A 25,798-nucleotide genomic window follows, 5' to 3' on the forward strand; every position below is an offset into this window, starting at 1 on the left:
AATTACATTCCCTCCTTATTTAGTTGCATTTCTTCTTCTTACAATCAATTTGTTTGAAGCTTTTTTAGTGTCACGAGTTTTAACTCCAAGAGCTTTTTTACCTCAAGGTGTTAATGGAGCTTTACGACCAATTGAAGCTCTTCCTTCTCCCCCTCCGTGAGGGTGATCAATTGGGTTCATTACAGAACCACGAACTGTTGGTCTTATTCCACGTCAACGGTTTCTTCCAGCTTTTCCTCAGTTTACCAAGCTATATTCTTCATTTCCTACTTCTCCGATTGTTGCATAACATTCTGAAAGTATTTTTCTAACTTCACCTGAACCTAATCTTACGATTACATATTTTCCATCATCATCTTTACCTAAGATTTGAACTGAACTTCCTGCACTACGTGCGATTTGTCCACCTTTTCCTGGTTTTAATTCAACGTTGTGGATTAATGTTCCTTCAGGAATATTTTTAAGTGGTGCTGCATTACCAACTTTGATATCTGCAGTTTCACTTGCAATTATTTCTTGTCCTACTTGCATTCCTTTTGCAAATAAGATGTAACGTTTTTCTCCATCAATATAATGGATTAAACAGATAAATGCATTTCTATTTGGGTCATATTCAATAGTGGCAATTTTTCCAGCGATATCGCGTTTATTACGTTTAAAGTCAATAATACGATATTTACGCTTGTGCCCTCCACCTTTATGGCGAGTTGTAATTTGACCATGATTATTTCTTCCAGCTCTTTCGTTAACCTTAACTGTTAATGAAGATTCAGGTTTAGAAGTAGTAAGAATGCTATAATCTAAAGTTGTCATATTTCTACGTCCATTAGTCGTAGGCTTATACTTTTTAATTGGCATAATATTCTTCCTTTTCGCCTTTCTATTAACTTACAATAATTTGTACACATGTACTTTTCTATAAGTCTGATAAGATGTCTAATTTTTCTCCATCTTTTAAAGTAATGATTGCTTTTTTATAAGCGTTTGTTTTTCCAACAAATCTTCCCATTCTTTTGTCTTGTCCATCATAGTTTGCAGTTCTTACTGACTTAACTTTAACTTGAAAGATTTCTTCGAATGCTTTTTTAATTTGAACTTTGTTTGATCTTTTATCAACGATGAATGTGTATGCGCCATTTTGTTGACCTGCATATGATTTTTCAGTTAATAAAGGTTTTTTAATAACTTCTGTTAAATGCATTATGCATACACCTCCTCAATACGATTTACAGCATCTTCTGTTAAAACTAATTTTGACGCATTAAGTAAATCAAATATATTCATTTTTTGAAAATCCAAAGTTTTTACTCCAGGAATGTTTCCTGCAGATTTAACAACTACTTCTTCGTGTTCTTTTGTCACGATTAAAGTTTTTTGATTATCAATTTTTACATTTTTCATAACACTCAACATTTCTTTTGTTGAAGGTTTTGAGAATGCGAATTTGTCTAAAATTACTAAATTTTCTTCTCTTGCTTTTAAGCTTAAAGCACTTCTAATAGCAAGTTGTCTAACTTTTCTATTAACTGCTTTTTTGTAATTTATATTTGGTGTAGGACCAAATGCGATTCCCCCACCTCTTCATTGTGGAGCTCTAATTGATCCTTGACGAGCACGACCTGTACCTTTTTGTCTTCAAGGTTTACGTCCCCCACCTCTTACTTCTGCTCTAGTTTTTGTTTTTCTTGTTCCTTGTCTTAATGCTGCTTGTTGTGAAACAACTGTATCGAAAATTGCTTGTTGGTGTGGTTCTATATTAAATACTTTGTCATTTAAAGTAATTTCTTTAACTGATGAACCAGTAACATCTAAAACTTGTGCTTTCATGTTATTTTACCTCCAATTATTCAGCAACTGGTGCTTCTTCAACTTTTGGTGCTGAAGCAGCAGGAGCTACATTTTCTTTTACATTTCTTGCAAGTAATTCAACTGCTGTTGTTTCTTTTGCACCTTTAGCATTTTCTCTTATAACAACTAGTCCTTTTCTTGGACCTGGAACTGAACCTTTAATTAAAACTAGATTTCTTTCACTATCAACTTTAATAATTTCAAGATTTTGAATTGTTACTTTTTCATGCCCCATATGACCTGGCATTTTTTTTGATTTGAAGATTCTATTAATAATTGCTCCCATTGATCCAACTCCACGGTGGTATCCTGAACCGTGACCCATTGGTCCTCTTGAGTAATTATGTCTTTTAATTGACCCTGCAAATCCTTTTCCTTTTGAAACTCCTGTAACGTCGACAAATTGACCAGCACTGAATATGTCGGCAGCCTTAATTTCGGCTCCAATTTCATATCCATCCATATCTCTGATTTCTTTAACGAAGCGCTTAGGTTCAGAATTTGCTTTTTTGAAAGCTCCCATTTCTGGTTTATTGATTAAGTTAGCTCTTTTATCAATAGTTCCTAGCTTAACTGCTACATATCCGTCTTTTTCAACTGTTTTTACTTGTAAAACTTTATTAGTTTCAACTTCAATAACAGTCACAGGGATAAGAGAACCACGTTCACTAAAAACTTGTGTCATCTCTAACTTACGTCCTAAGATTCCTTTCATACGATATTTCCTCCTGTGTTATTAATATAAAATGATAATCATGTATACTTTGTTAAATCCTATAATTTTATTTCGATGTTTACACCTGTTGGTAACTGAACTCTTGTTAATGAATCCATTGTTTTTGGTGTTGGTTCGATGATTTCTAGTATTCTTTTGTGTGTTCTCATTTCGAACTGCTCTCTACTATCTTTGTATTTATGAGTAGCTCTCAATATTGTAATAATTTGTTTTTCTGTTGGTAATGGAATAGGTCCACGAACTTTAGCTCCAGTAGATTCAGCTGCTTCAATTATTTTAGCAATTGATTGATCAACAATAGCGTGATCGTAACCTTTTAATTTGATTTTTATTTTTTGTTGAGCCATTTGCATCCTCCTTACACAATGACAACCGCTTCCTGTGTGTTGTCTAATAACCACAAAATATACATGCCAAATTATTATTACACAAAGATTCTAACAATTCAACATAATTTGAAAAATATTTTCATATAATACTACATAATTTTATACTGTTATACTCCCATTAATACTATGTTTTTTTACAACAAAAAAATAGTTTTTGTGATATGTTAAAAACGTCTAATTTGGGTTTAAATAATATTTTTTAAAATGCTATAATTAAAAAGTGTAAGTTTAATGATCTAATTTTAGATATATTAAAACCTACCTATTTTAAATTGATAAAAAATAGATCGGAGAAGCGCTATGCAAATATTATCTTTAACCACTAGAAAAGCTATGACAGCCAAAACTACAGGTATATTTACTTTTGAATGTTTTTTGGGTTTTTTAGTTTTGCATAATGCTACTTTTTAAAAAGTAATACTTTAAAACAAAATAATATTTAAAAGTAAATATAAATTTAATAACTATTAAATTTATATTTTTTTTATTTTTTTATCAATTATTGAAAAGAAAGGAATTAAGAAATGGAAAACAAAAATAAAGATAGTGTTAGAATAGACCCAACACAAAAACTTTATAGCCAGCTTAATAACAAAAAGACGAGAAAGTCAGCTGCTTTTGACTTTTGAAGAGTTTTTTCAATCGTGTTTGGAAATTCTATTGGTGTTGGAATTTATTTAAAGAGTAAGCAAGCTTTACTTGCTGCTCATAACCCCTACATTGTTATAATAGTTTTGTTTATAATGGCTTTTGTTGGTGTTTCTATGGTGTTTGTTTTTATCGAACTAGCCACGAGTGCCAAAAACCGCTATCACACGCATACTTCATTTGCAGAGACATTTATTGGAAGAAGAACAGGAAGCTTATTTTCATTATTTTACTGCATAATTTACATTCCAGTTTATGTAGGATTAATTTCAATAACAGTTTCTTACTATGTATTTAGAGTTATTGATGACTATTATGGAAATACAGCTTGAATAAATCCTGATTTAGAAGCATTTTTGATAATATTTATAGCTGTAATAATAATCTTTTTTATGTGTATTTCTAATGGTCATGCTTCAAATAGTTGATTTAAATATTTTCATATCTTTTTTAATAATTTAAAATTTGTACCATTATTATTTGTAATTGGGCTTGGTATTTATGCCAAGTTCCACTTAAGTACAACAGCATTTGTTGAGAATAATACTAATCAATGGAAGCTAAGCTACTTCATCTTAGTTATTCCTATGCTATTATTTGAATTAGATGGATTTATGTATGGATCAAGTATTGAAAAAGAAATAACTCATAAAAGAATGCTTGTTTTTGGTCAAGTAGTTGGTGTAATCTTGGTTGTTGCAGTTAATGTAACATTTGCTGTTGCATTGTACTTTGGAACAACTGATGCTGATTCATTTTCGCTAATATCTGCACTTCTTTCCAAAACCGGGGCTTTATTGTGTAAATTATTAATTGCATTTGTAGTACTAGGATCAGTTGCTGGGTTTTCAAGTTTTGGTGTTATAAACTTATCTAGTACAACTGATAATAATGGAGTTCAACTAGTTTATTATAAAAAAGGTAATGATATGATTTCTTATCGTATGAGTGGATACATTAATTCAGTACTAATTTCTGTAGTATTAATAGTAATATCAACAATTTCATGATTAATTTATCGTGATTCAATTAATCGTTTAGATCCACTTTCTTCCTATTATTATGTAGGACAAGCGGTTACCTTTTTAATTGATAAAATTTCAGATTCAGTTGTAGTAATGGCATTCACAACATATCTTGCGTTAATGCTAGCTGCACTTATGAATCACAAAACCAAAAAAGTTGATGATGTATTAAATGTCAAAGGAAGTGTCTATTATAATATAATCGCTTCAACAATCATGACAGGATTCTTATTATATATCTATTATGATATTTTCAAAAAATTTACATTAAACGATATTGGTCAAATTCTTCAGCCACTATTTGTTATAATCTTTTCCTTTTTGCTTTTATTAGCATATTTAATTAATGAGATAAGAATTTCTAAAGTCAATATTGATGAAAACGATTTTGTTTTAAAAATTAATCCTAAAAACTGAACAAAAAAATATGATAAAACTAAAGCTATACAAGAATATAAAATTAAACATAAAAACTTTTATGATAAATTAAAAAATTAAAACCATTCTTTTAAAGAATGGTTTTTTTATAGGCTTATTACTTTATCAAAATTTTTATTATTTACATCTGTTGTATGTGATATATAAAGAATTGTTTTATTTAAACTTCCTACCAAGTCTTCAATACTTGATCGATTTTCTTTATCTAAACTAGCTGTAATTTCATCTAAAATCATAAACTCTTTATTTTGAAGCAGTGCTCTAGCAATTGCCATTCTTTGCACTTCTCCTCCAGATAAATTTTTATTATCGTTATCTAAAATTGTATCTAATGAGTTTTGTTCAAGTCAACTTGATAAATTTACTTTTTTTATTACATCAATAATTTTATCATCACTAATTGAATCATCAAATAATGTAAGATTATCTCTCATACTGACATTATATACAATATTGCTTTGTGGAACATATGCTATTAAGTTTCAAATGTCTCTTTTATCAATTTGCTTATAATCTTTTTGATCATTTATAACAATTTTTCCTTCATAATCATCAATTAATCCAAATATAGTCTTAAATAAAGTTGTTTTTCCTGCTCCTGATTTTCCGACTAATAAATATTTTTTATTTAAGCCAATTTCTAAATTAAAATCTTTAAAAACTTGTTTTTCATCATAAGATAGTGACAAATTGTTAATATTTAATTTTTTAAATTCAATTGGATTTGGTTCATATTCTTCGACATTTTTAACCTCTGTTTTAAATTTTTTATTAATATCTTTAACAGATCACATATTTTTAATAGATCCACATCCATTAAAAATATGACTAAGTAATGTATATGCCATTACAGGTGCTGAAAGTGCAGATCCTGCAGATATATTCATACTTGATGATGTATCATTTAAAGTATACAAATATATTGCCACAAGAGATAATAATGTTTGTGAACCAACAGTGATTAAATTTAAAATTCAATTTTCACTATATAATAGTATTTTTAATTTATAGTCATTTTTTTCATAAGGTTTATTTACAGTGCTGATCATTTTTCTGAATTTTACTTTTTGGTTTCTATATGAAAACTCTTTATATCCACCAATTAAAGATACAGCTTGTGCATTTTTTTCTTCTGCTAATTGTGAACTTTTATTTTGTCTTTTTAAACTTTTTTTACTAAACAAATATGGTAATAAAATTGCACTAATAGCAGATAAAAATGCAATTAAACCTAAAATTCAATTTATTGCATAGAACCCATATGCCATAACCCCTAAACCAGGAATAACTTCTAATATTACAAAAATATCAGAAAAATAATAAGTTTGAATTCTATCTACATCATTTGTAAATCATGATATGTATTGCCCTTTTTTATTTTCACTATATTCTGAATATGACATTGCATTAATTTTTAAAGCAATAGTTGTTCTTAAACCGTTATTTAATATTCTAATAGCTCTTGGTTTAAAAATGAAATCATTTAATAAACTAACAAATAAAGATGCACAAAGTCCCGCAACAGCAAATGACATATGAAAAATAAATTTGTCTTTATCTTTATTAATTACATCATCAACAACTCAACCTAATGCTAGACTAGCATATACACTTAATCCAGATGCTAGCGTTGCAAATACAATAAATATTAAATATATATATCATATTTTTCAATAATATCTTTTCATACTCATCCTTTCTATAATTTAATAACTTGATCAAAATTTTTATTATCTGCATCTGTTGTATGCGAAATATATAAAATTGTTTTGTTCAAACTACCAATTAAATTTTCTATGCTTTCTCTGTTTTCTTTATCTAAGCTGGCTGTTATTTCATCCATTATCATTACTTGTTTATCTTCAACAATAGCTCTTGCTATTGCAACTCTTTGTAATTCACCACCAGATAAGTTTTTACTTTCAAAGTTAATTACACCATCCAAACCATTTTCTTCTAAAACTTTAGATAAATTAACTTTTTTTAGTGCATCAATGATTTTTTCATCACTTATACTTTCATCTCATAAGCTAATATTGTTTCTTAAAGTATCATTAAAAACACTTGGTTCTTGAGGTAAATAAGAATATAAATGTTTTAAATCTTCAGGTGCTAAATTTTTGTAATTTATATTTTTATTTATTTCTAAATCTCCACTGTAGTTTTTAATTATTCCAAATATGATTCTAAATAAAGTTGTTTTACCTTTACCAGATTCTCCAACTACCAAATATTTTTTATTTGCATTAATTATTGAATTAAAGTCTTTAAATATTTGTTTGTTTTCTACACTATAATTTAAGCCTTTTATTGCAAGTTCTTCAAAGAAAATATCTTTTCCTTCAAAATCTTTATCAAAAACAACTGGTGAGAATTTTTTGATTATTTTTTTACCTTTGATTGCAGTTTCAATATTATTTATTAATCCACCAAATCCTTGCATGAAATATGCTGAAAAACTTATAGAAACAAGCATTGCTCCTGGTTCTACATAACCTAAATAATATAAAATTCCTGCACCAACAAAAACTCCTTGTTGTAAAATTACTTGGAATATACCTATTAATAAGCTAGTTATAAAGTTTAAACCTTCTATTTTTATTTTTGTATTTTCAACTTTATTTGAAAAACCTTGAGTCAATTTTACAAATAAGCTTTTTTTGTTTCTAAATGCAAATTCAGAATATCCATTAACTAAATTTTCAATACCTTGAGTTAATTCTCCATTTTTTATCATTAATTCTTGTTGTTTTTTTGAAGTTATTCCTCCAAAAAATACAGGAACAAAAATTATTAAAATTCCCCCAATTATTGCTGTTACACCAACAATTCAGTGAACAAAAATAAATAACAAACTAATTGAAACTATACACATTGTTATATTGTGTCAAATTTTTATTAATTTTGCATCTAATGCTAAATAAATTGCAGGGGCATCGTTTTCATATCATGAAAGCAATTCACCTTTTTTGTATTTTTCTATTTCTTCATCTGTCATAGAGTTGATTTTATAACTTACTACATCTTTAAATCTCATTTTCATTTTATATCCTACATAAGAATTTAAAATATTTGAAAGATAAGTTATTGTTAGCGATCCAAGAGTTGCTACAAATGCAAAAACTATTTGTAATCATATATCTGTTAACTTTGCATTTTCTGATATTGCTTTGTTAAATATAATGTATGAAAAATAATTTGATCCAATGAAAATTACCTCACCAACAACTTTTAATAACATAGAAAATAAAAAACCTACTCAATATTTTCTTACTACTTTACCCATTTTTTACCTTTCTTATATTAGTGTTATTTTATATTGTTACCACTTTTTTATTATAAAATAATTATTTTGTTAAATAACAATAACTTTTTCTAGGTCTTTACAAAAAAAAAAAAAAATCCACATAACTAACTACAAAAAGTATAAATAATATTTACTTTACTTTTGCAAGTTAAATGTGGTTTTTTTATGAATAAGAACTCTTTAAATGCTATTTATGATCTCTTTTCTTACCAAATCAATATTGTATTTTTTAATGATTTTTTCAATTTTTTTAGCCTTATTTTTTCCATTATAAAATAAACATACTCGATTATCATAATTTGGTGTTTGTACATATAATACAAATCCTATTTTTTGCTCTATTATATATCCTTTTGTTTTATTATGATGTTTTGCATTAAACTTGTTTTTTCAACATCTCACATGACGATTTACAAAATAATTTGCTAATGGGATAAATCCTATTGCAAAAATTGTTGTAAATTCTAAGTCACTAGCTCAATGAGTTCTTTGAGCCATAAGACCAAATTTCATTGAAGGTAAAATAATTAAAAAGACAAAGTATATATAAGCTAATTTATATCAAGTCAATTTTCTTTTTTTATTTGGGTTTATAAATAAAAACATTATTGAAACCATTGAAGAAGTAGCAGCAGTATGTCCTGATGGAAAATCACGGTTTCATCATCCATTGTTATCTTTTTCAAAAGCATTAAATACAAATCAATTTTTAAAGTTTTTAAAAAAGTCATTTGGAATTCATCATGGTAAATAATCAACATTACTTGTTCCATCTGGTCCTGTTCCAAAATAACCTGTTTCAGGAGTATAAGTTCATCCACTTTCATGAGCTCTTCTTAAACTATTTTCAAAATCCACTGTATAAGGATAAGGTCTACCAAATGACATTTTCCCTAAAACTACAACAATATACATAAATACAATTCAAACGCATCCTTTTAATGCATCCGTTCAATACTCATTTAATAAAATATCTTCGCGCTTTGCAAATTTAAATCTTAAAACTACAAAACCAACAATCATTACACCCAGTTCTAGTATTTTTATAAATATTGTTGAATAAGTTCTATATTTTTGACTTATAAAAGTATAAGGATCATTTCCTGGTCCATATCCAAAATCTCTTGAAAAACCTGCTTTTACTGCAATTGCCATTGAAGCAACTCAAATTATAAATCCTAAAGCGTAGTAAATATAAACCATTCATTGATTATTTTTTATAAATTGTTTTTTACCAAATTTTTTTTGATAAAAGAAAATAGTTTCTCAAATTACACCAAGCAGGATAAATACAAAACACATCATGTTGTAAATTCCAAACTCTTCCATAAATGAAGCTCAAATTTTTACTGGAAAATAATCAATCGTTTTAGAAATAACTGCATCAATTTCTCTATCAAAAAAACCTGTTACTAAAAAACTAATTGATGAAAATATAACTATAACTAATCCTGGGATAAATAAAAATATAAACTCTTTACTTTTTTTATTTATATCAAACACAATTTTTTTCCCTTCTATTGTTAAACTATTTTTCCTTGTGCAAAGTTTTTATTTCCTCCGCCTTTAACTTCAAATTCTTTAGTCGACTTAAATATATCAATTGCACTATATGAATCAGATAGTTTTTGTCCAACACTAACTATATAAACCTTATTTGTTTTATTAATTAATTTTAAAATTAGATTTTCATACTTATTTTGAAGTTCATCAGATAATGCTTTCATTTCTTTCATTTCTAAATCATCTAATTCTAAATCAATATAATTTATTCCATCAACTAATTTTGCTTCTACATTTTTATAACTATCTAATTTTTTTGCAATTAAAATATCTTCAACTGATTTTTGATATAATTTAAATTTATTTTTTAAATTAAATACTTTTATTTTTATAATTGCTAGATTTTTTTTATTGATTGATAAATTATTAATTTCATTAATTTCTTTTTCTATTTCTTTATTTTCTACATATTTTTTAAACTCATTAAATTTATCAATAGTTGGTCTGATTTCTGCTTTTTGTTTAGCAAATTGTTCATTTAAAACAGCAGCTACTTCTTTATGACTAGTTACAGCATGATATCTATAAACTCCACTACCTTTTGACTCAACATTAGTTATTAATAAATCTTCAATATCTTTTGTATTTAAAACGTGAGTTCCTCCACAAAGTTCACATGAAAATTCTCCAAACTTAATTGCTCTTACAAGTTCTCCATACTTATCTGTAAAAATAGCTAAAGCATTATGAACATTTAAAGCTTCATCTAATGTACAATAGATTACTTCTCTAGGAATTGCTTCTTTTATAACTCTTTCAATTACTGAATGCATTTGATCAATTTCTTCTTGACTAGGTAATCGATTATAACTAATATCAAGTCTTAAGCCATTTTCATCATTATAACTTCCAGATTGTAAAGCAGATTTGTCTAAAATTTCTCTAATAGCAGATTGTAGAATATGAGTTCCTGAATGATTTTTCATTGTATAAAATCTTTTATCTAGATTTATTTTTGCTTCAACTACATCACCAACATTTAAAGTTCCATTTAGTTTAACTTTATGAATGTGTTGCTTATTTGGACCGGTTTGAACATCAATAACATTATGGTTATTTCCATTTTGATCTACTAATACTCCATTGTCAGCAGCTTGTCCACCTTTTTCAGCATAAAAAGGAGTTTTATCTAATGTTAAAAAAACTATTTCATCAGTAGCTGACATTATTTCTTTATCATCTGCAAACATATAGTTTATTTTTGCATTACATTCTTCAACTTCATACCCAATAAACTCACTTTCAACTTTTAAACTTGTTAGTACAGCTGATTGTTTATTTCAAGCCTTATCATCTTTTCTAGCATTTCTAGCCACTTCTTTTGCTTGTTCAAATAAATTATAAAAATCTTCAACTTCTACTTTTATATTTGAGTCGTTTGCAATTTCTACTGTTAATTCAATTGGAAAACCAAATGATTCAAATAATAGTAAAGCATTTTTTCCGCTTACTATTTTTTCTTTATTAATAATAGATTCTAAGTGTTCATAACCTTTTGATAAAGTTTGTAAAAATCTATTTTCTTCAATTTCAACTACTTCTCTAATTGTTGAAGCTTTTTCAACAATATAAGGATAAAAATCTTTCATAGTTTCAATTACTATATCAACTAATTTAAATAAAAATGCATTATTAATTCCAAGTTTTCTTCCATATACACTACTTCTTCTAATTAATCTTCTAATTATATATCCTCTGTCTTTATTACCAGGAAATACTCCATCACTAATAGCAAAAACAACAGCTCTAATGTGATCTGCAATAACTTTAAAAGCAGTATTTATTTTAGTTTGCTCTTTATTTTCTTTAAAATAATTTTCTATTGAGTATTTAAAGCTATTATCACATAATTTTTCCACTGCTTTAATAGTTGGTAAAAATAAATCTGTTTCAAAATTAGTTGGTGTATCTTGAAAAATAGATACTAATCTTTCAAATCCAGCACCAGTATCAATATTTTTTCTTGGTAATTCAGAATAATTATTGTTTCCATCATTATTAAATTGTGAAAACACAATATTTCAGATTTCAATGTAACGATCATTTTCGATATCATCTTCTAAAAGTCTTGGACCTATTTTTTTCGGGTCTCAAACTTCGCCTCTATCAAAAAATATTTCAGTATTCGGACCACATGGTCCTTGTCCTACATCTCAAAAATTAGTATCTCTTGTTCCTTTAAAGATGTGATTACTTGCTATTCCGATAGTTTTTGTTCATATTTCATATGCATCATTATCATCTTCAAAAACAGTTATATATAATTTTTCTTTATCAATGTCAAATCACTCTTTTGAAGTTAACAATTCTCAAGAAAACTCTATTGCTTCTTTTTTAAAATAATCTCCAATTGAAAAGTTTCCCAACATTTCAAACATTGTTTGGTGTCTTGCTGTTACTCCAACATTTTCAATATCATTTGTTCTAATTGATTTTTGTGAGTTTGTTAACCTTGGTGATGGTGGATTTAATCTTCCATCAAAATAGGGTTTTAATGTTGCTACTCCTGAGTTAATTCATAATAAACTTGGGTCATCAACAGGCACTAAACTTACTGGTTCTAAAAAATAATGATTTTTTGATTTAAAAAAATCTAATCACATTTTTCTAATTTGATTTGCACTTAGTTTTTTCATTTTTATCTCCTTGCAAAAAAATAACAATTTAATTTTAGCATATTAATAAGGGTGTTTTAACTTGTTGCTAAATTATAAAAAGAAAAAGTAAGACAAGCTTACTTTTAATTTTTACTACTATCATAAAGAGTTTTAAAAATTCCTGGTTCATTTATAAGTTCATTAAATGTTCCTCTTTGTGCAATCCCTAAATTTGGATCTAAAACAAAGATTTCATCAAAGTCTTTAATGGTTGACAATCTGTGTGCAATACTAATTGTTGTTCTACCAACCATTAATTTATCAAGTTCTTGTTGAATTTCTTTTTCAACAATATTGTCTAATGCGCTTGTTGCTTCATCAAGAATTAATACAGCAGGGTCTTTTAAGAAAGCTCTTGCAATGACTAATCTTTGTTTTTGTCCCCCTGAAAGTTGTGCTCCTCTTTCATATAACACAGTTTCATAACCTTTAGGAAGCGCCATTATTAAACTATGTAATTTAGCTTTTTTACAAGCTTCAACTAACTCTTCTTGTGTTCAGCTTTCTAAACCATAAGCAACATTTTCAATAATAGTTCCACTAAAGATTTGAGGTTCTTGATCAACATACCCAACATGTTTTAATCAAGATTTTAAATTTAATTCTGCTAAATCTTGTTTTCCATTAATTAAAATTTTTCCATCGGTTGGATCATAAAATCTTAGTAGTAATTTTGCAATTGTAGATTTACCACTACCTGATGGACCCACAAATGCATACTTTTTATTTTTTCTTAATGTTAAATTTAACTTATTAATAATAGTTTTATCAGGTGCATCAGGATATGAAAAGTAAACATCTTTTAAAATAATATCTCCGTCAACACTTTCTATTTCTGCTTCTTTGTTGACATCGATTTTTGGCATGCTCGATGTGATTTTATCTATTGTATTAAAACTATTTTTTGCTCGATTGACACCTTCTAAAATCTCTTTTAATTGAAATAATGGTGTAATAACAACAAATATTCCTGCTGTAAAAGTACTAAAAATTGTTAAAAGTTTAGCAGTTTCTCCTGTATAAATAAAGTTTCCAAATACAATAGAAGCCATTGTAAAACTACCAATTCCCCCAACTAATAAAGCTGCAATTAAAGTTGTCATAGCTATACTAATTTTTTTATCTCTATCTAGTTTTTTGGATTGTGATTTAAATTTTTCTTGTTCTTCTAATCAAGTTCCAGCTGATTTTACTAATCTAATAGCTTGAATTCTTTCAGCCATTGTGTTGTTTAAGTTTTTTTCTTCTAAATTAATTTTTTTAGTTGGTTTTGAAATTACAAATACAACAAGCAACGCAACTAAAACAACACCTAAGATTAATGACAATGTACATAGTGTAATTTTTCAATCAATAATTCCAAGAGTAACTGTTGCTCCAACAAAACTACCTAGTATATAAACAATAATAATTGGTGCTATTTTTAATTGATCTCCAATAAATCCAATATCTTTTACAATAATTGTTACTAAACTTTGAGTTTTATTTGCATTAAAAAAGTTTAAATCCTGAGATAAAATTTTTGTTATTGTATCTTTTCTTAAATCAGTTTCTTTTGTTTGAGCTATAAGTCCTGTAAAAAAATAACTTAAATACATTGAAATAACAATTAAACCAATATTTCCCATCAATGTATAAATTCATTTACTAAAAGTTAATTCAATTCCAAATATACTTGAATAAATACTTCCATCACGATATAAAACATCTTCATTCCCAAGTTTTTTAAGAATTGAGTTTACTAAAGCCTCATTTCTTAATAAAGCATCAACATCAAATTTAGTATCTTCTCCTCCAGTAATTACTCCATTTTGAATCAAATCTCCAATTATAGTTTGAGATGCTTCATCTTTTTTTGATATCATATCCACTAAATTTTGAGCTGTTAAGATTTTTACTAAATTCTCTGCTATTTTAATATTAAAAACAGTAAAAAGAATAACTGCAATTATCGAAAAAAGAGTTAGTGCTGCATAAATTGGTTTTTGTTTACAACCTTGCATAAATAATCCAGCAATAGTTTTTTGTCTAGGTTTTATAAAAATACTAGTGCCTTCATTTTTCTTTTTCATAAAATCACTCCTTAAAAAATTATATCATTTATTATTTTCACTTGAAAACAATATAAGTATTTAGTAAAAGATGAAAAAAGTATTCTTTATGAATAACTAAAACTTTTTTGTCCTATGGGTTTTAAATCATAGAAAAAAGTTTTATAATTTTATCATTAAACTTTTTTAATATAGAAAGGAAATAATATGAAATTACAACATTTAAATAAAAAACGACTAATTTTAGTTGATTTAGATGGTACTGTTTTAAAATCTGATGGTCAAACTATTCATGAAAAAACAGCACAAGTTCTAAAAAAAGCTTGTGAAGATGGTCATACAGTTTGTATAGTAACAGGAAGACCACATAGAGCAACAATGCGATTTTATAAACAATTAGGAATTACAAGTTTAATGACAAATTTTGATGGAGCACATATTCATGATCCATACAAAAGAAGATTTAAAAGATTAGTATTTCCAATTAGTGAACAAGTTGTTTTTGATATTATTAATAATCCTGTAGTAAAAGAAAATGTAACAAATATTTTAGTTGAATCATACAACAAAGCTTTTGTTATGAAAAAAGATGAATTCATTGAAAACTTCTTTCACTTAGATGATGTTGACGATGATGATTATTTTATAGCAAATCCTTATGAGAGTTGAGAAGGACCTGCAACTAATTTATGTATATTTGCATCAAAAGAAGATAAAAAAGACGATATTATTAGACAACTTGAGAAGTTCAAAAACACTATAAAAATACAATCAGGTCATATTTATGGAAATATTACAAAAGCATCAACTTTAATGATTACATTGACAAATAAAATTGTAAATAAAGGTTTTGTTGCAAGTATATTAGCTCAGTATTATAACAAAGATATCAGAGATGTAATTGCATTTGGAGACCAAATGAATGATTATGATATGATAAAAACTGTTGGTTATGGTGTTGCTATGAAAAATGGTATCACAGAACTTAAAAACGTTGCTGATGGTATTACTAATTTCACAAATGATGAGGGTGGAGTTGGAGAATATTTAGAAAGACTTCTTAATGGTGAAGAGGTTTAGATTTTTTTAATGGAGGACAAAGAATATGCTTTTAGAAAATAATATATACGAATTAGATACACAACAAGAAAGTTCATTATCTGGTTTGATGGGTTCAAGAGGATTGGTCTTATTCTTTTATCCCAAAGCAAGTACACCCGGATGTACTAGAGAAGTAAATGAATATTCTAAATTAAAAAAAGAGTTTGACTTATTACAATACAATATTGTTGGAGTAAGTGCTGATAATGTTGAAGATCAAAACAAATTTGCATGCAACAATAAATTAGAATTTCCTTTAATAGCTGATAAAGATAAAAAATTAATTAATGAGTTATCTTTATGAGGGAGTTTTAAAAACACTAATGGTATTTTAATGGAAGGTACAAGAAGATGTACTTTTATTATAAATACAAACTTAGAAGTAATTAAATCATTTATGGATGTTAATCCTACAGAACATGTAAAAGAAGTTTTAGAGTTTTTAAAAACCAGAATCAATGAATCAAATAAAACAATATAACAAAAACCTTTGTACAAAATTGTACAAAGGTTTTTGCTTTTTATAAACTAAAATTCTAGTTTCATATTTATATGTTCTATGTTATCAAAAATATATACATCTCCATACTCAATAAATCCAAATTTTTTATAAAACTCCATTGCATAATACTCAGCGTGAATATGAACTTCTTTTGATTTTAAATGATCAAAAGAAAATTCTTTTAAGTAATTTAGTAATTGTACTCCTAAATTTTTTCCTCTATATTTTTTATCAACTGCAATCCTACCTCATAATAAAATTTCTTCATCAAAAAATACTCTTGCACAACAAATAGTCTCGTTTTCATAATATCCAACAATATGATATGCAATATCATCAAAGTCATCTTCATCAGGTGTATCAAAACACTCTTGTTCAATAACAAAAATATCTTTTCTTAATTTTATTGCATCATCATACAGATTACTACCTTTACCTTTTTTGTAATTAAAATTCAATTTCATTTTATATCTCCTATTTTTTATATAAACATTTATAATTGCATAAAAAAATCTTAAACTTATTTAAAAATTATTTTAAATAAAATATTGTTTAAGATTTTTTTAACTAAATTAATTTTTTTAATTCTTTTGTTAAGTGATCAATTTCGTTAATTAGTGGCATATATGTTTCTTCTTTATTAAAGTCAACACCACAATCTTTTAAAATATCTAACGGATCTTTGTGTCCACCAGATTTTAAGAAATTTAAAATACTTTCTGGTCCATTTTTTTTGAAATCATCATAAAGTTTAAAACTAGCAGTTATATCAACAGCATATTTATAAACATAAAATGGTGAAAAGAAGAAGTGTCCAATGTAAGGTCATTGGAAAGCATCTCTATCTTTATCATCAAAAATGTCATAACCATATTTATTTTCAATATCTAAGAATAAATTCATTAAACTATCTGCAGTAATTGGTTCACCTTTTTCAGCCATTTTATGTGCTTGATATTCAAATTCTGCAAATTGAATTTGTCTATAAAATGTCGAACATAAATCGAATATTCTTTGTTGTAGTAAATAAACTTTTTCTGAATCATCTTTTAAATTTTTATATGTGTAATCAAATAAAATGTGCTCATTAAAAGTTGAAGCCACTTCTGCAAGAATTAATGGATAATTCCCTAATGGGAATGGTTGATACTTATTTGATAAATATGTATGTACTGAGTGTCCTAACTCATGAGCTAGAGTACTTAATGAACTTAATTTATCACTTCAATTCATTAAAATAATAGGTTCAACTCCATATCCACCAGATGAATAAGCACCACTTCTTTTAGTTTTATCTTCATAATAATCTATTGCATTAGGCCTTGATGCTTTATCTAAAAATTCTACATATTCATCTCCTAAAACTTTTAAAGAGTCTTTTACAATTTTAATTCCTTCGTCAACTGAATAAGTTTTGTTAAATTCTTTTGTTAAAACTAATTCTCTATCTGTAGAATTAAATTTTTTAAAACCATATTTTTCTTTAATTAGTAAATAGTAATTTTTTAAAACTTGAATATGTTTTTTTCCTGTTTCTAAAAGTTTTTCATATACACTAACAGGAACATTATCTCTTTTTAAACTCATTTCTAATGAGCTTTCATAGTTTCTTATTTTATAATTTTCCACATCTTTTAGTAAAATACCTTCATAAATTTTTGCATATGAATATTTTCTTGATTTATAATTTATAAATCTTTTTTCTCAAACTTCTTTTCTTAAATTTTGATCTTCAGTTGGGTCTGAGTCTTCCATAATTTTTCTATATAAAGTTGTATCCACAACTTCTTCTTTACCATCAATTAATATTTTTTCTTCAATGTTGTCAGCATAAGCAAGTGTATCATATAATTCTCCTACAGCTCCTCTACTTCTTGCCACTTTACTTAGCAAAGATTCACTTTCATCATCAAGAATATGTTTTTGTTTTCTAAATAATTTTTCAAAAATGTAAGTTTCACTTTCAAACTCACTACCTTTTAAAAATCCTAAAATAGTTTCTTTACCAACTGATATAACTTCTGGGTCAAAAAAACTTACTTTTGAAAAACACTCTTGATATGTATTTTGAAATAATCCTTGTAATTCTTGTAATTCACTATTTGCTTGATCTACATCATACATATGAATGTATTGATTTAATTTTGCAAATAGATAATCTATTTCTTTATCTAATTTTAAATATTCTAAAAATTTATTATTGTTATTTAATTGTCCTTTCATACTTTCTAATTTGTCAAATTGTTGTTTTAAAACTTCAAGATCTTTTTTAAATTCATTTCCATTTTTATATAAATGTGAAAAATCTCACTTGTAGTTTTGTTTTGCTTCATTTCTTTTCATAACAAGATTATACTTAAAAAAATTTTTAAATACTAATTAAAAAAGTAGTTTTCTTATAAAACTTTAACTCAAAAACTTGTTTTGGTTGCATTTTTATAATTTAAAACTACTTTTGATTTTTTTCTAGAAAGTGCTTTAATGTTAAAACGATATATTTTTTTTGTATAAAATAGTTCGTCTTCTATAAACTCAATGCTTATAGCTTTACTATTTTTATTTTTTATGATTAATGAGCTATCTTCTAAAATATTTAAAACTTCTATTTCAATTAAAAGTTTATCTTCAACACCTAATATCATTTCAATATTTTTTGGTTTATTTATTTCAGGAGTTTTTTTAAAAACTGTTATTTTTGGAGATGTTAATTGGTTTCCATACATATTCATAAGATCTTCTGCTTGATTTATTAAATGTAACCATTATCCAAAAATTTATTATATTTTTTAAATACAAAATCGTTATTAATTAATATTTTTGTTATTTTTTTATAATAAATCAGTGTTGTTATTGAACCTATTATAAAAAATCAAGACAATATTAAATATGTATTGTATAAATTTTTTATCTTTATGTTTTCATCAAATTTCATTTTAAACAAACTTGTTTTTAATATAAATAAAATATTTCCTGAAATCATAAAAACTGTTGCAGCAATATAACCAAAAATCAATCCACCTAATCATTCTGAATCGCTTTTAACATCATCTTTGATAAAATAAGAACCTACAATTAAAAGAAACAAGAATAAAAAGCTAACCATAGTTCTTATTAAAAACATATTAAAAACTCATCCGTCAATAATTTTTTTATCTACATCTTTTCATCAATATTTTCTTGTTAATCAAGATAAACTTTTATCTTTATCCATAAAAAACACTCCTATTTTTTTAGATTACTTATTTAACATTTCAAAAAGAGTTCTTGCCATTGTTGCTTTTCCTCTTTTATCTTCATAAGCTGTACTTGCAACATCTAAGTGAATATATGGTTTATCTTCACTAAATGCATTTAAAAAGGCAGCTGCAGTTGAAGAACCTGCAAAACCAGTAGTTCCAGAATTATCTAAGTCAGCTATTTTCGATCCTTGCATAACTTTTAAATGTTCTGAATCCATTGGTAATCTTCAAATTGTTTCAAAAGATTTTTTTGATCCATTTTCAAACTCATTATAAAATTCGTTATTATTAGAAAATGCACCTGTATATCACGGACCTAACGCAACTCTTATTGCACCAGTTAAAGTTGCAACTGTTATTAAACGATCTGCTTTTAACTTTCTAATTGCATAAGTCATACCATCAGCTAAAACCAATCTTCCTTCAGCATCTGTATTTCCAATTTCAACAGTTTTACCATTCATTGAAGTTAAAACAGATTCAGTTAAAGTCGCATGACCACCAATTCTATTATCAGTTAATAATCCAATTGATACAACATTACATTTTGCTTTTTTCTTAGCTAAAGCTAAAACTGCAGCACTAACAATTGCACATCCTGACATATCAAATTTCATGTTTGCTAAAAATTGTGAACCTTTTAAGTTATATCCTCCAGTATCAAATGTGATTCCTTTTCCTACATATGCGGTTTTAGGTAATTTATCATCTGTACAATATTCTAAAATTACAACTCTAGCATCAATATGAGATCCTTCATTAACTCCTAAAAGTAATCCCATTTTATTATCTTCAATTTGTTTTTTATTTAAAATTGTAACTTTTAATCCATCTATTTTTTTTGCTTTTTCTTCAATTCTATTTGCTATTTCAATTGAAGTTCCAATATTTGGTGGTAAATCTTGTAAGTCTCTTGCAAAATTTACATACTCTACTTTAATTTTTGAAGTCTCATAAATATCATTGTATTTGTTATCAAATAATAAACTAAATGATTTAAATTCAGAGTTTTTTTCTTTCATTGAAAATTGTTGATGTAAACTAAATAAAATTATTTCTACAACTAGTTGAAATACTTCTTTTTTATTTTCAAAGATATTTAATACTGAATCTAAATCGATATTCATATCATATTTACTTGAAGATACTATTGATGAAAAAGTTTTTTCTAAACTTTTTTTGTTCATTTTATTATCTAAACATAAATATAAAACTTTTTCTTCAAGCGATAAAGTTGTTGAACCACTTTCGTTTACTATTAAATTATTTTTTAAGCTATCTTTTTCAAAAGCTTTTAATGTTAATTCAAAATTATTTTCATTTACTAAAATCATTTTTCTATTCCTATCTATTTTTATAATATTATATTAAATATTTTTTGAAATTAATTTTTATTATTAATTAAATTTTATAAACTCTTCATTTTCACAAGCTCATGATGATAAAGCATCTAAAACCAATTTTAAACTTTTTCCTAATTCAGTTAATGAATAAGTTACTTTTAAAGGAAACTCGTTATTAGAATTTCGATTTAAAATATTTAATTGTTCTAAATGTTTTAAAGTTTCTACAAGAACTTTTGTAGTGACACCTTTTAAGCTTTTTTTTAATTCGTTAAATCTTTTTTTTGATACTAATAACTCACGAATTATAAAAATAGTTCATTTATTTTTTAAAACTTTTAAACTTAATTCAACAGGGCAGACTTCCATTATTAATCTCCTTTTTAAGGTTACTTAAAAGTAACTACTTTTATTTTTTAATGCTCTATCTTATTATATTAAAGAAAGGAGGTAAATATGAGTTTAGATAAAAATAATTATGTGCATGTCACTAATGGTGATTTTAAGGAAATAGATAAAATTTTGAACGAAGGAAAAACTGTTTTAGCTGCTTTAGAATGTGGAGAAAAATTAAAAGCATCACTAGAAGAAGGCAAAATGAGTAATGGTTTTGCAAATGTAGAACTAAAAGAATATAAAGATAATTGTGGAACTTGTGGCTGTGGAAAACCTGCAAACTGTTTAGTTTATTTATGAAGATAAAAATATTTATTTTTTATCAAATATATAAGTCGCTATACATACTTTTGTAGCGATTTTTTAATTTACACTTTTTATTAAAAAATAAAAAATTAAATGTAATATAATAAGTATGTTTTAACAAATTAAGTTAAAGCATAACATATTTTATCGTCAAAAGGAGAGAATATGAAAATAGTTATACTTGGTGGAGGAGCAACTGGAATGGGAGTTGCTGCTAAAGTTAAAAGAAATGATAAAAACTGTGAAGTTTTAGTAATTGAGACTGGAAATTATGTTTCATTAGGTGCATGCGGTTTGCCTTATTATGTAGGTAAAAATTTTGATGAACCAAACATGTTATTTGCAAGAACTATTGAAAAATTTAATGAATCAGGAATAGAAATAATTATAAATTCAAAAATAAAATTAATTGATTTAAAAAATAAAAAAGTTGTTGTTAATAACAAAGAAATTACTTTTGATAAATTAGTTATTGCAACTGGTGCTGATGCTATTAGTCCAAATATTAAAGGGCTAAATACTATTGAACATTTTAAATTAACTAAGTTTGAAGATGGACTAGCCTTAAGAAATATTGTTGAGAAAAAAAATATTAATAATATTTTAATAGTAGGATCTGGTTTTATCGGATTAGAACTTGCAGAAAATTTAAAAGACTTGAATAAAAATGTAACAATGGTTGAAATAGAAAAAGATATTTTAAGTAATTTATATGATGCAGAAATATCTGAATTAATCAAAACTACTCTTGAAAAAAATAAAATTAATTTAATGTTAAATAGTTTTGTTAATAATTTTTATAAAAAAGAAAACAAAGTTATAGCTAACATAAGTGATAAAGAATATGAATTTGATTTAGTTATTACTGCAACAGGTTTTAAACCTAATACTGAATTATTATTAAATACTGGATTAAATTTTTATAAGAATAATGCAATTATTGTTGATGAGTTTGGAAAAACAAACATAGAAGATGTTTATGCTGGAGGAGATTGTTGTGCAATCATGAATAAAATTACAAATCAATTTTGTTATTCTCCATTAGCGACAGTTGCATCAAAACAAGCAAAAGTTATTGCAAATAATATTTGTAAAATAGAATCAAGATTCAACGGAACAATTCAAAGTTCAATTATAAGATTATTTGACAAAGCAATAGCAAGATGTGGTTTAACAGTAAGAGAAGCAAATGATTTAAATATTAAAACAAAAGTTTCTTACATAAAGGATAAAGACCATACACATTATTTAAAAGGACAAAGTGATGTACATTTAAAATTAATTATGAATGAAGATACACATGAATTAATTGGTGCACAAATGTTTTCGCATAAAGATTCAATATTAAGATTTTATAGTTTAGCAACAATGGTTTGAAGTAAAATTAAAGTTAATGAAGCACTAGAACAAATTGACCTTCCATATTCTCCACCATTCGCAAAATCATTTGATATTATTCATATCGCAATATCAAAATTTATATAAATAAGGAGGAAGAAATGCAAATTTTAGCAGAGAATAAAAATAATATTCTAAGAGATTTTTTAGCTATTAGTAAATGACAATCTGCAGTCGCTATTCTAATTTTTGTTGCATTACAAATTGGATTTTTCATATTTTTAAAAAAAATAAAAATTACTTTTATGTACAGAGTTATTATAGGAATGCTTATAGGATTAGTTTTTGGAATTGCTATTCAAGCAATTATTAAGTTTCCTGATCAAGAAACTTTATCAGCAGGATTTAAAGATAGCGAAAGTAATATATATTGAGTTAACGAATTAAATATTTGATCTCAATTTTTTAAAAATATTTTTATTAGAGGAATTTATTTGCTTACAATTCCCGTGGTATTTATAGCAATATTTAAAATAACAGCTAAACCTGGAGAATCTGGTTTAGCAAGAATAACTTTAAAAGGAATTGCTCTACTTTTAATTAATGTTGGAGTGATGTTTACAATTACATTCTTTTTAGGGATTGTCACTAAGGTTGGTAAAGGTGTTTTTGATGAAGCAGCAGGATCAACTCCAACAGGAAAAGACAATATTCCTTTACCTCAAATTATTTGAAATTATTTACCAGAAAACTTTTTTGCAGCACTTTCAACAAACACTATCATACCTGTCATGGTTATTGCAGCTATTGCAGGAATGTCTGTTAAAATTTTAGCAAAGAGACACAAAGTTGAAATGGCAGCAATTGTTAAAGGTTCTGAAACCGCTTGAAAAATTACCTCATCAATGCTATCAACATTTATGAAAATAATGCCACTTGCTGTTATGTCAATGATCTCAACCTCAATTACTGCAAGACCAATTGGTGAACTTGCAAACATTGGAAAAGTAATTGGGGTTGGTTACCTAGGAATTGTTATTGCTATAGTTTGATTAAGTTTACAAATATTTTTATCAAGAATAAAATTAGGAGCATGATGGAGACAAGCATGAAGACCTTTAGTGCAAGGTTTTAGTACTCAATCATCAAATGCATCATTACCAGTCTCTCTTGAAAGTTTAGAAAAAATGAAAGTTTCAGAAAGAGTTTCAAGTACTGTTGCTCCAATTTCTACAACAATGGGATTGATTGCTTGTGCTGGTATTCAAGCTGGGTTAGCAACAAGTATTTTATGAACAGGATCACAGGTTCCACACTCAATGGGGTTATTTACTTACTTTATAATCTCTTTATTTGTAACAATAGTTGCATCACTTGGAATTGCAGGAGTACCTGGAACCGCAACTGTTGTAACAGTTGGGGTTATTGGAGGAATTGGATTTTCAGAATTTATTGCCGCTGTTTTAGCAGTCATCACACCACTTGATGGATTATTTGATATGGGAAGAACTGGTGCAAATGTTCTTGGTGGAGTTGCTGCTTCAACAATTGTTGCAAAGTCCGAAGGTTTAATAAAAGAAGGGTCAATAATTTTAAATTCTAAAGAAGTTGAAAAACAAAAACAAATATTATTTTTAAAAAGTTTAAGAGATGAATATAAAAATAACATTTTAAATAGCAAAAAAGAATATGCTAAGGAATTAAAAAGAATAGAGTTGACAAGAGAAGAAAAAAATAGTTTGAAAAATATTTTAATTAGTCAGCAAAAAGATTTTAAAGAAGCATATTTAAATAAAAGAAAAAAATTTAAAGAAATAAAAAATAAATAAAAAAAGTTTTGCTAAGCAAAACTTTTTTTAATGTTTAGATAATTTTTTAAGTTTTTCTTTTTCTTTTATCAATATCTTTTTTTTAATCCAATAATTTTTATCACAAATTATAAATATACCTTTTTTTAAATGCTCAATTATAAGAGTTTGAACTAATGCTGTTATAAAAATTAATAATGTTAAACCTATTAAAGCAAAATTTAATTCTACATCATTTAACTTAATTAAATATGTGCTTAGTAAAGAATATAATAAATGATTATAAATTGTCATACATAAATATATTCCTAAGGTAAATGAAGAAATGTAATTTATAAATTTACTTTTTATTTTTATGTTATAAAAGATTGTGAAAATAAATAAAGGTAAAACAAAGGCCAATGGATTATTTTCTTTAAAGAATAAACTTGTTTTTAATAATTCATCATCTTCTATTTTTCCTAAACTTAATATAACATCCATAGCAATTGTTGTAATTACTAAAACTAAAATACTAACAATTAAAAACCATTTTTTATTCATTAGATTTACTAAATGTAACCTTGAAAATGATCCAAATAGTGCAACTAAAATTAATCATGTTGCTTGTCATCCTGTATAATTATTAAAAACAGATAAAGTTATAAGTAAAATAATTAATATTAACAGAAAAACTTTTCAATCTAGTTTTGCCATTTTATCTGAAAAGAAAATATATAATGCAAAAACAAATATAATCGAAAAAGCATATCATCAAGCTTCAATAGTAAAATTATAAATTGTTGATAAACTTGTTACATCATAATAAAAATACTCTACAAAAAATGACACTATGAAATTAAAAGCAAAATAAAAAATTAAAGTTGTAACATACTTAAATAATTTTTTTGGTTTTCCTTTGTTAGCCAAAAAAAATCCTGTAATGAAAGCAAATGTTGAAATGTGTGTCATATTAATAGGAAAAAGATATGTAAAAAAATATAAATTTGGTGCACTATCGTTCTCTCCTCAAACATGATTTGCAATAACAAAAAATGCTAAAAATAATCTAAGTAGCTCTATCGAAGAAACTCGATTTTTCATTTTATCTCTCCTTAATAAAA

General features: G+C 26.0%; 23 protein-coding genes. 6 read left to right on the top strand and 17 right to left on the bottom strand.

Translation table 4 applies throughout. The features are described 5' to 3' along the window. Positions 1 to 15: 15 nt before the first annotated feature. From rplB to rpsJ, 5 genes are read right to left on the bottom strand one after another with little or no spacing between them, the layout of a single operon-like run. A complete protein-coding gene (gene rplB / locus STABA_RS05315; RefSeq protein ID WP_156007285.1) occupies positions 16 to 858 on the bottom strand; it encodes a 50S ribosomal protein L2 in 843 nt (280 codons plus the stop codon). A gap of 58 nt (positions 859 to 916) precedes the next feature. After that, a complete protein-coding gene (gene rplW, locus STABA_RS05320; RefSeq protein ID WP_156007287.1) occupies positions 917 to 1,201 on the bottom strand; it encodes a 50S ribosomal protein L23 in 285 nt (94 codons plus the stop codon). Further along, complete coding sequence (gene rplD, locus STABA_RS05325) at positions 1,201 to 1,827, bottom strand: 50S ribosomal protein L4 (protein WP_156007289.1); 627 nt, start codon at positions 1,825 to 1,827, stop codon at positions 1,201 to 1,203. The genes rplW and rplD overlap by 1 nt, the downstream gene beginning before the upstream one ends. Before the next feature lie 16 nt (positions 1,828 to 1,843). Continuing rightward, positions 1,844 to 2,563: a 50S ribosomal protein L3 gene (gene rplC / locus STABA_RS05330; RefSeq protein WP_156007291.1), complete on the bottom strand. Its 720-nt coding sequence runs from the start codon at positions 2,561 to 2,563 to the stop codon at positions 1,844 to 1,846. A 59-nt stretch (positions 2,564 to 2,622) separates the two neighbouring features. Next, positions 2,623 to 2,931: a 30S ribosomal protein S10 gene (rpsJ, locus tag STABA_RS05335; protein ID WP_156007293.1), complete on the bottom strand. Its 309-nt coding sequence runs from the start codon at positions 2,929 to 2,931 to the stop codon at positions 2,623 to 2,625. A gap of 566 nt (positions 2,932 to 3,497) precedes the next feature. On the opposite strand from rpsJ, the gene STABA_RS05340 reads away from it, so the two are divergent. Further along, positions 3,498 to 5,144 (top strand): amino acid permease, encoded by a 1,647-nt coding sequence (locus STABA_RS05340; protein WP_156007295.1) that lies wholly within the window; start codon positions 3,498 to 3,500, stop codon positions 5,142 to 5,144. A gap of 26 nt (positions 5,145 to 5,170) precedes the next feature. Here the strand turns inward: STABA_RS05340 and STABA_RS05345 are convergent, their stop codons facing one another. The 5 genes from STABA_RS05345 to STABA_RS05980 all read right to left on the bottom strand — a co-directional run bounded on the left by STABA_RS05345 (position 5,171) and on the right by STABA_RS05980 (position 14,683). Then, entirely contained in the window at positions 5,171 to 6,772 is a 1,602-nt protein-coding gene (locus STABA_RS05345; RefSeq protein ID WP_170264715.1) for an ATP-binding cassette domain-containing protein, read from the bottom strand. Positions 6,773 to 6,783: 11 nt separating this feature from the next. Further along, positions 6,784 to 8,370, bottom strand: a complete 1,587-nt coding sequence (locus tag STABA_RS05350; RefSeq protein WP_156007299.1) for an ATP-binding cassette domain-containing protein — start codon at positions 8,368 to 8,370, stop codon at positions 6,784 to 6,786. Positions 8,371 to 8,571: 201 nt separating this feature from the next. Beyond that, positions 8,572 to 9,894, bottom strand: a complete 1,323-nt coding sequence (locus STABA_RS05355) for a phosphatase PAP2 family protein (RefSeq protein WP_156007301.1) — start codon at positions 9,892 to 9,894, stop codon at positions 8,572 to 8,574. Positions 9,895 to 9,914: 20 nt separating this feature from the next. Beyond that, complete coding sequence (alaS, locus tag STABA_RS05360) at positions 9,915 to 12,590, bottom strand: alanine--tRNA ligase (protein ID WP_156007303.1); 2,676 nt, start codon at positions 12,588 to 12,590, stop codon at positions 9,915 to 9,917. Between the two features lie 104 nt (positions 12,591 to 12,694). Continuing rightward, positions 12,695 to 14,683 (bottom strand): ABC transporter ATP-binding protein, encoded by a 1,989-nt coding sequence (locus STABA_RS05980; protein ID WP_156007305.1) that lies wholly within the window; start codon positions 14,681 to 14,683, stop codon positions 12,695 to 12,697. A 186-nt stretch (positions 14,684 to 14,869) separates the two neighbouring features. Here STABA_RS05980 and STABA_RS05370 point away from each other — a divergent pair, with 186 nt between their 5' ends. Together STABA_RS05370 and STABA_RS05375 are read left to right on the top strand one after the other, a co-directional pair. Continuing rightward, positions 14,870 to 15,742, top strand: coding sequence for a Cof-type HAD-IIB family hydrolase (locus tag STABA_RS05370; RefSeq protein WP_156007307.1), 873 nt, complete (start codon positions 14,870 to 14,872; stop codon positions 15,740 to 15,742). Positions 15,743 to 15,767: 25 nt separating this feature from the next. Beyond that, positions 15,768 to 16,244: a peroxiredoxin gene (locus STABA_RS05375; protein ID WP_156007309.1), complete on the top strand. Its 477-nt coding sequence runs from the start codon at positions 15,768 to 15,770 to the stop codon at positions 16,242 to 16,244. A 47-nt stretch (positions 16,245 to 16,291) separates the two neighbouring features. On the opposite strand, the gene STABA_RS05380 is transcribed toward STABA_RS05375, so the two are convergent. From STABA_RS05380 to STABA_RS05405, 6 genes are all read right to left on the bottom strand, one after another. Next, the gene (locus tag STABA_RS05380) at positions 16,292 to 16,729 is read right to left on the bottom strand and encodes a GNAT family N-acetyltransferase (RefSeq protein ID WP_156007311.1); all 438 of its coding nucleotides are present in this window, start codon (positions 16,727 to 16,729) and stop codon (positions 16,292 to 16,294) included. 103 nt (positions 16,730 to 16,832) lie between these two features. Then, the gene (pepF, locus tag STABA_RS05385; RefSeq protein WP_156007313.1) at positions 16,833 to 18,608 is read right to left on the bottom strand and encodes an oligoendopeptidase F; all 1,776 of its coding nucleotides are present in this window, start codon (positions 18,606 to 18,608) and stop codon (positions 16,833 to 16,835) included. Between the two features lie 53 nt (positions 18,609 to 18,661). Beyond that, on the bottom strand, positions 18,662 to 18,994 hold the full coding sequence (locus STABA_RS05390; protein WP_156007315.1) for a hypothetical protein: 333 nt from the start codon (positions 18,992 to 18,994) through the stop codon (positions 18,662 to 18,664). 20 nt (positions 18,995 to 19,014) lie between these two features. Next, positions 19,015 to 19,476 (bottom strand): hypothetical protein, encoded by a 462-nt coding sequence (locus STABA_RS05395; protein ID WP_156007317.1) that lies wholly within the window; start codon positions 19,474 to 19,476, stop codon positions 19,015 to 19,017. Positions 19,477 to 19,500: 24 nt separating this feature from the next. Then, the gene (locus STABA_RS05400; RefSeq protein ID WP_156007319.1) at positions 19,501 to 20,838 is read right to left on the bottom strand and encodes a M17 family metallopeptidase; all 1,338 of its coding nucleotides are present in this window, start codon (positions 20,836 to 20,838) and stop codon (positions 19,501 to 19,503) included. Positions 20,839 to 20,901: 63 nt separating this feature from the next. After that, positions 20,902 to 21,216: a winged helix-turn-helix transcriptional regulator gene (locus tag STABA_RS05405; RefSeq protein ID WP_156007321.1), complete on the bottom strand. Its 315-nt coding sequence runs from the start codon at positions 21,214 to 21,216 to the stop codon at positions 20,902 to 20,904. Positions 21,217 to 21,303: 87 nt separating this feature from the next. On the opposite strand from STABA_RS05405, the gene STABA_RS05410 reads away from it, so the two are divergent. The 3 genes from STABA_RS05410 to STABA_RS05420 all read left to right on the top strand — a co-directional run bounded on the left by STABA_RS05410 (position 21,304) and on the right by STABA_RS05420 (position 24,716). Further along, the gene (locus tag STABA_RS05410) at positions 21,304 to 21,549 is read left to right on the top strand and encodes a hypothetical protein (RefSeq protein WP_156007323.1); all 246 of its coding nucleotides are present in this window, start codon (positions 21,304 to 21,306) and stop codon (positions 21,547 to 21,549) included. 165 nt (positions 21,550 to 21,714) lie between these two features. Then, the gene (locus STABA_RS05415) at positions 21,715 to 23,034 is read left to right on the top strand and encodes a CoA-disulfide reductase (protein WP_156007325.1); all 1,320 of its coding nucleotides are present in this window, start codon (positions 21,715 to 21,717) and stop codon (positions 23,032 to 23,034) included. 14 nt (positions 23,035 to 23,048) lie between these two features. Further along, entirely contained in the window at positions 23,049 to 24,716 is a 1,668-nt protein-coding gene (locus STABA_RS05420; protein ID WP_156007327.1) for a dicarboxylate/amino acid:cation symporter, read from the top strand. A gap of 27 nt (positions 24,717 to 24,743) precedes the next feature. Here STABA_RS05420 and STABA_RS05425 read toward each other — a convergent pair whose 3' ends face one another. Continuing rightward, positions 24,744 to 25,778 (bottom strand): acyltransferase family protein, encoded by a 1,035-nt coding sequence (locus STABA_RS05425; protein WP_156007329.1) that lies wholly within the window; start codon positions 25,776 to 25,778, stop codon positions 24,744 to 24,746. Positions 25,779 to 25,798: the final 20 nt, after the last annotated feature.

This window comes from Spiroplasma tabanidicola (assembly GCF_009730595.1).
GTDB lineage: Bacteria > Bacillota_I > Bacilli_A > Mycoplasmatales > Mycoplasmataceae > Spiroplasma_A > Spiroplasma_A tabanidicola.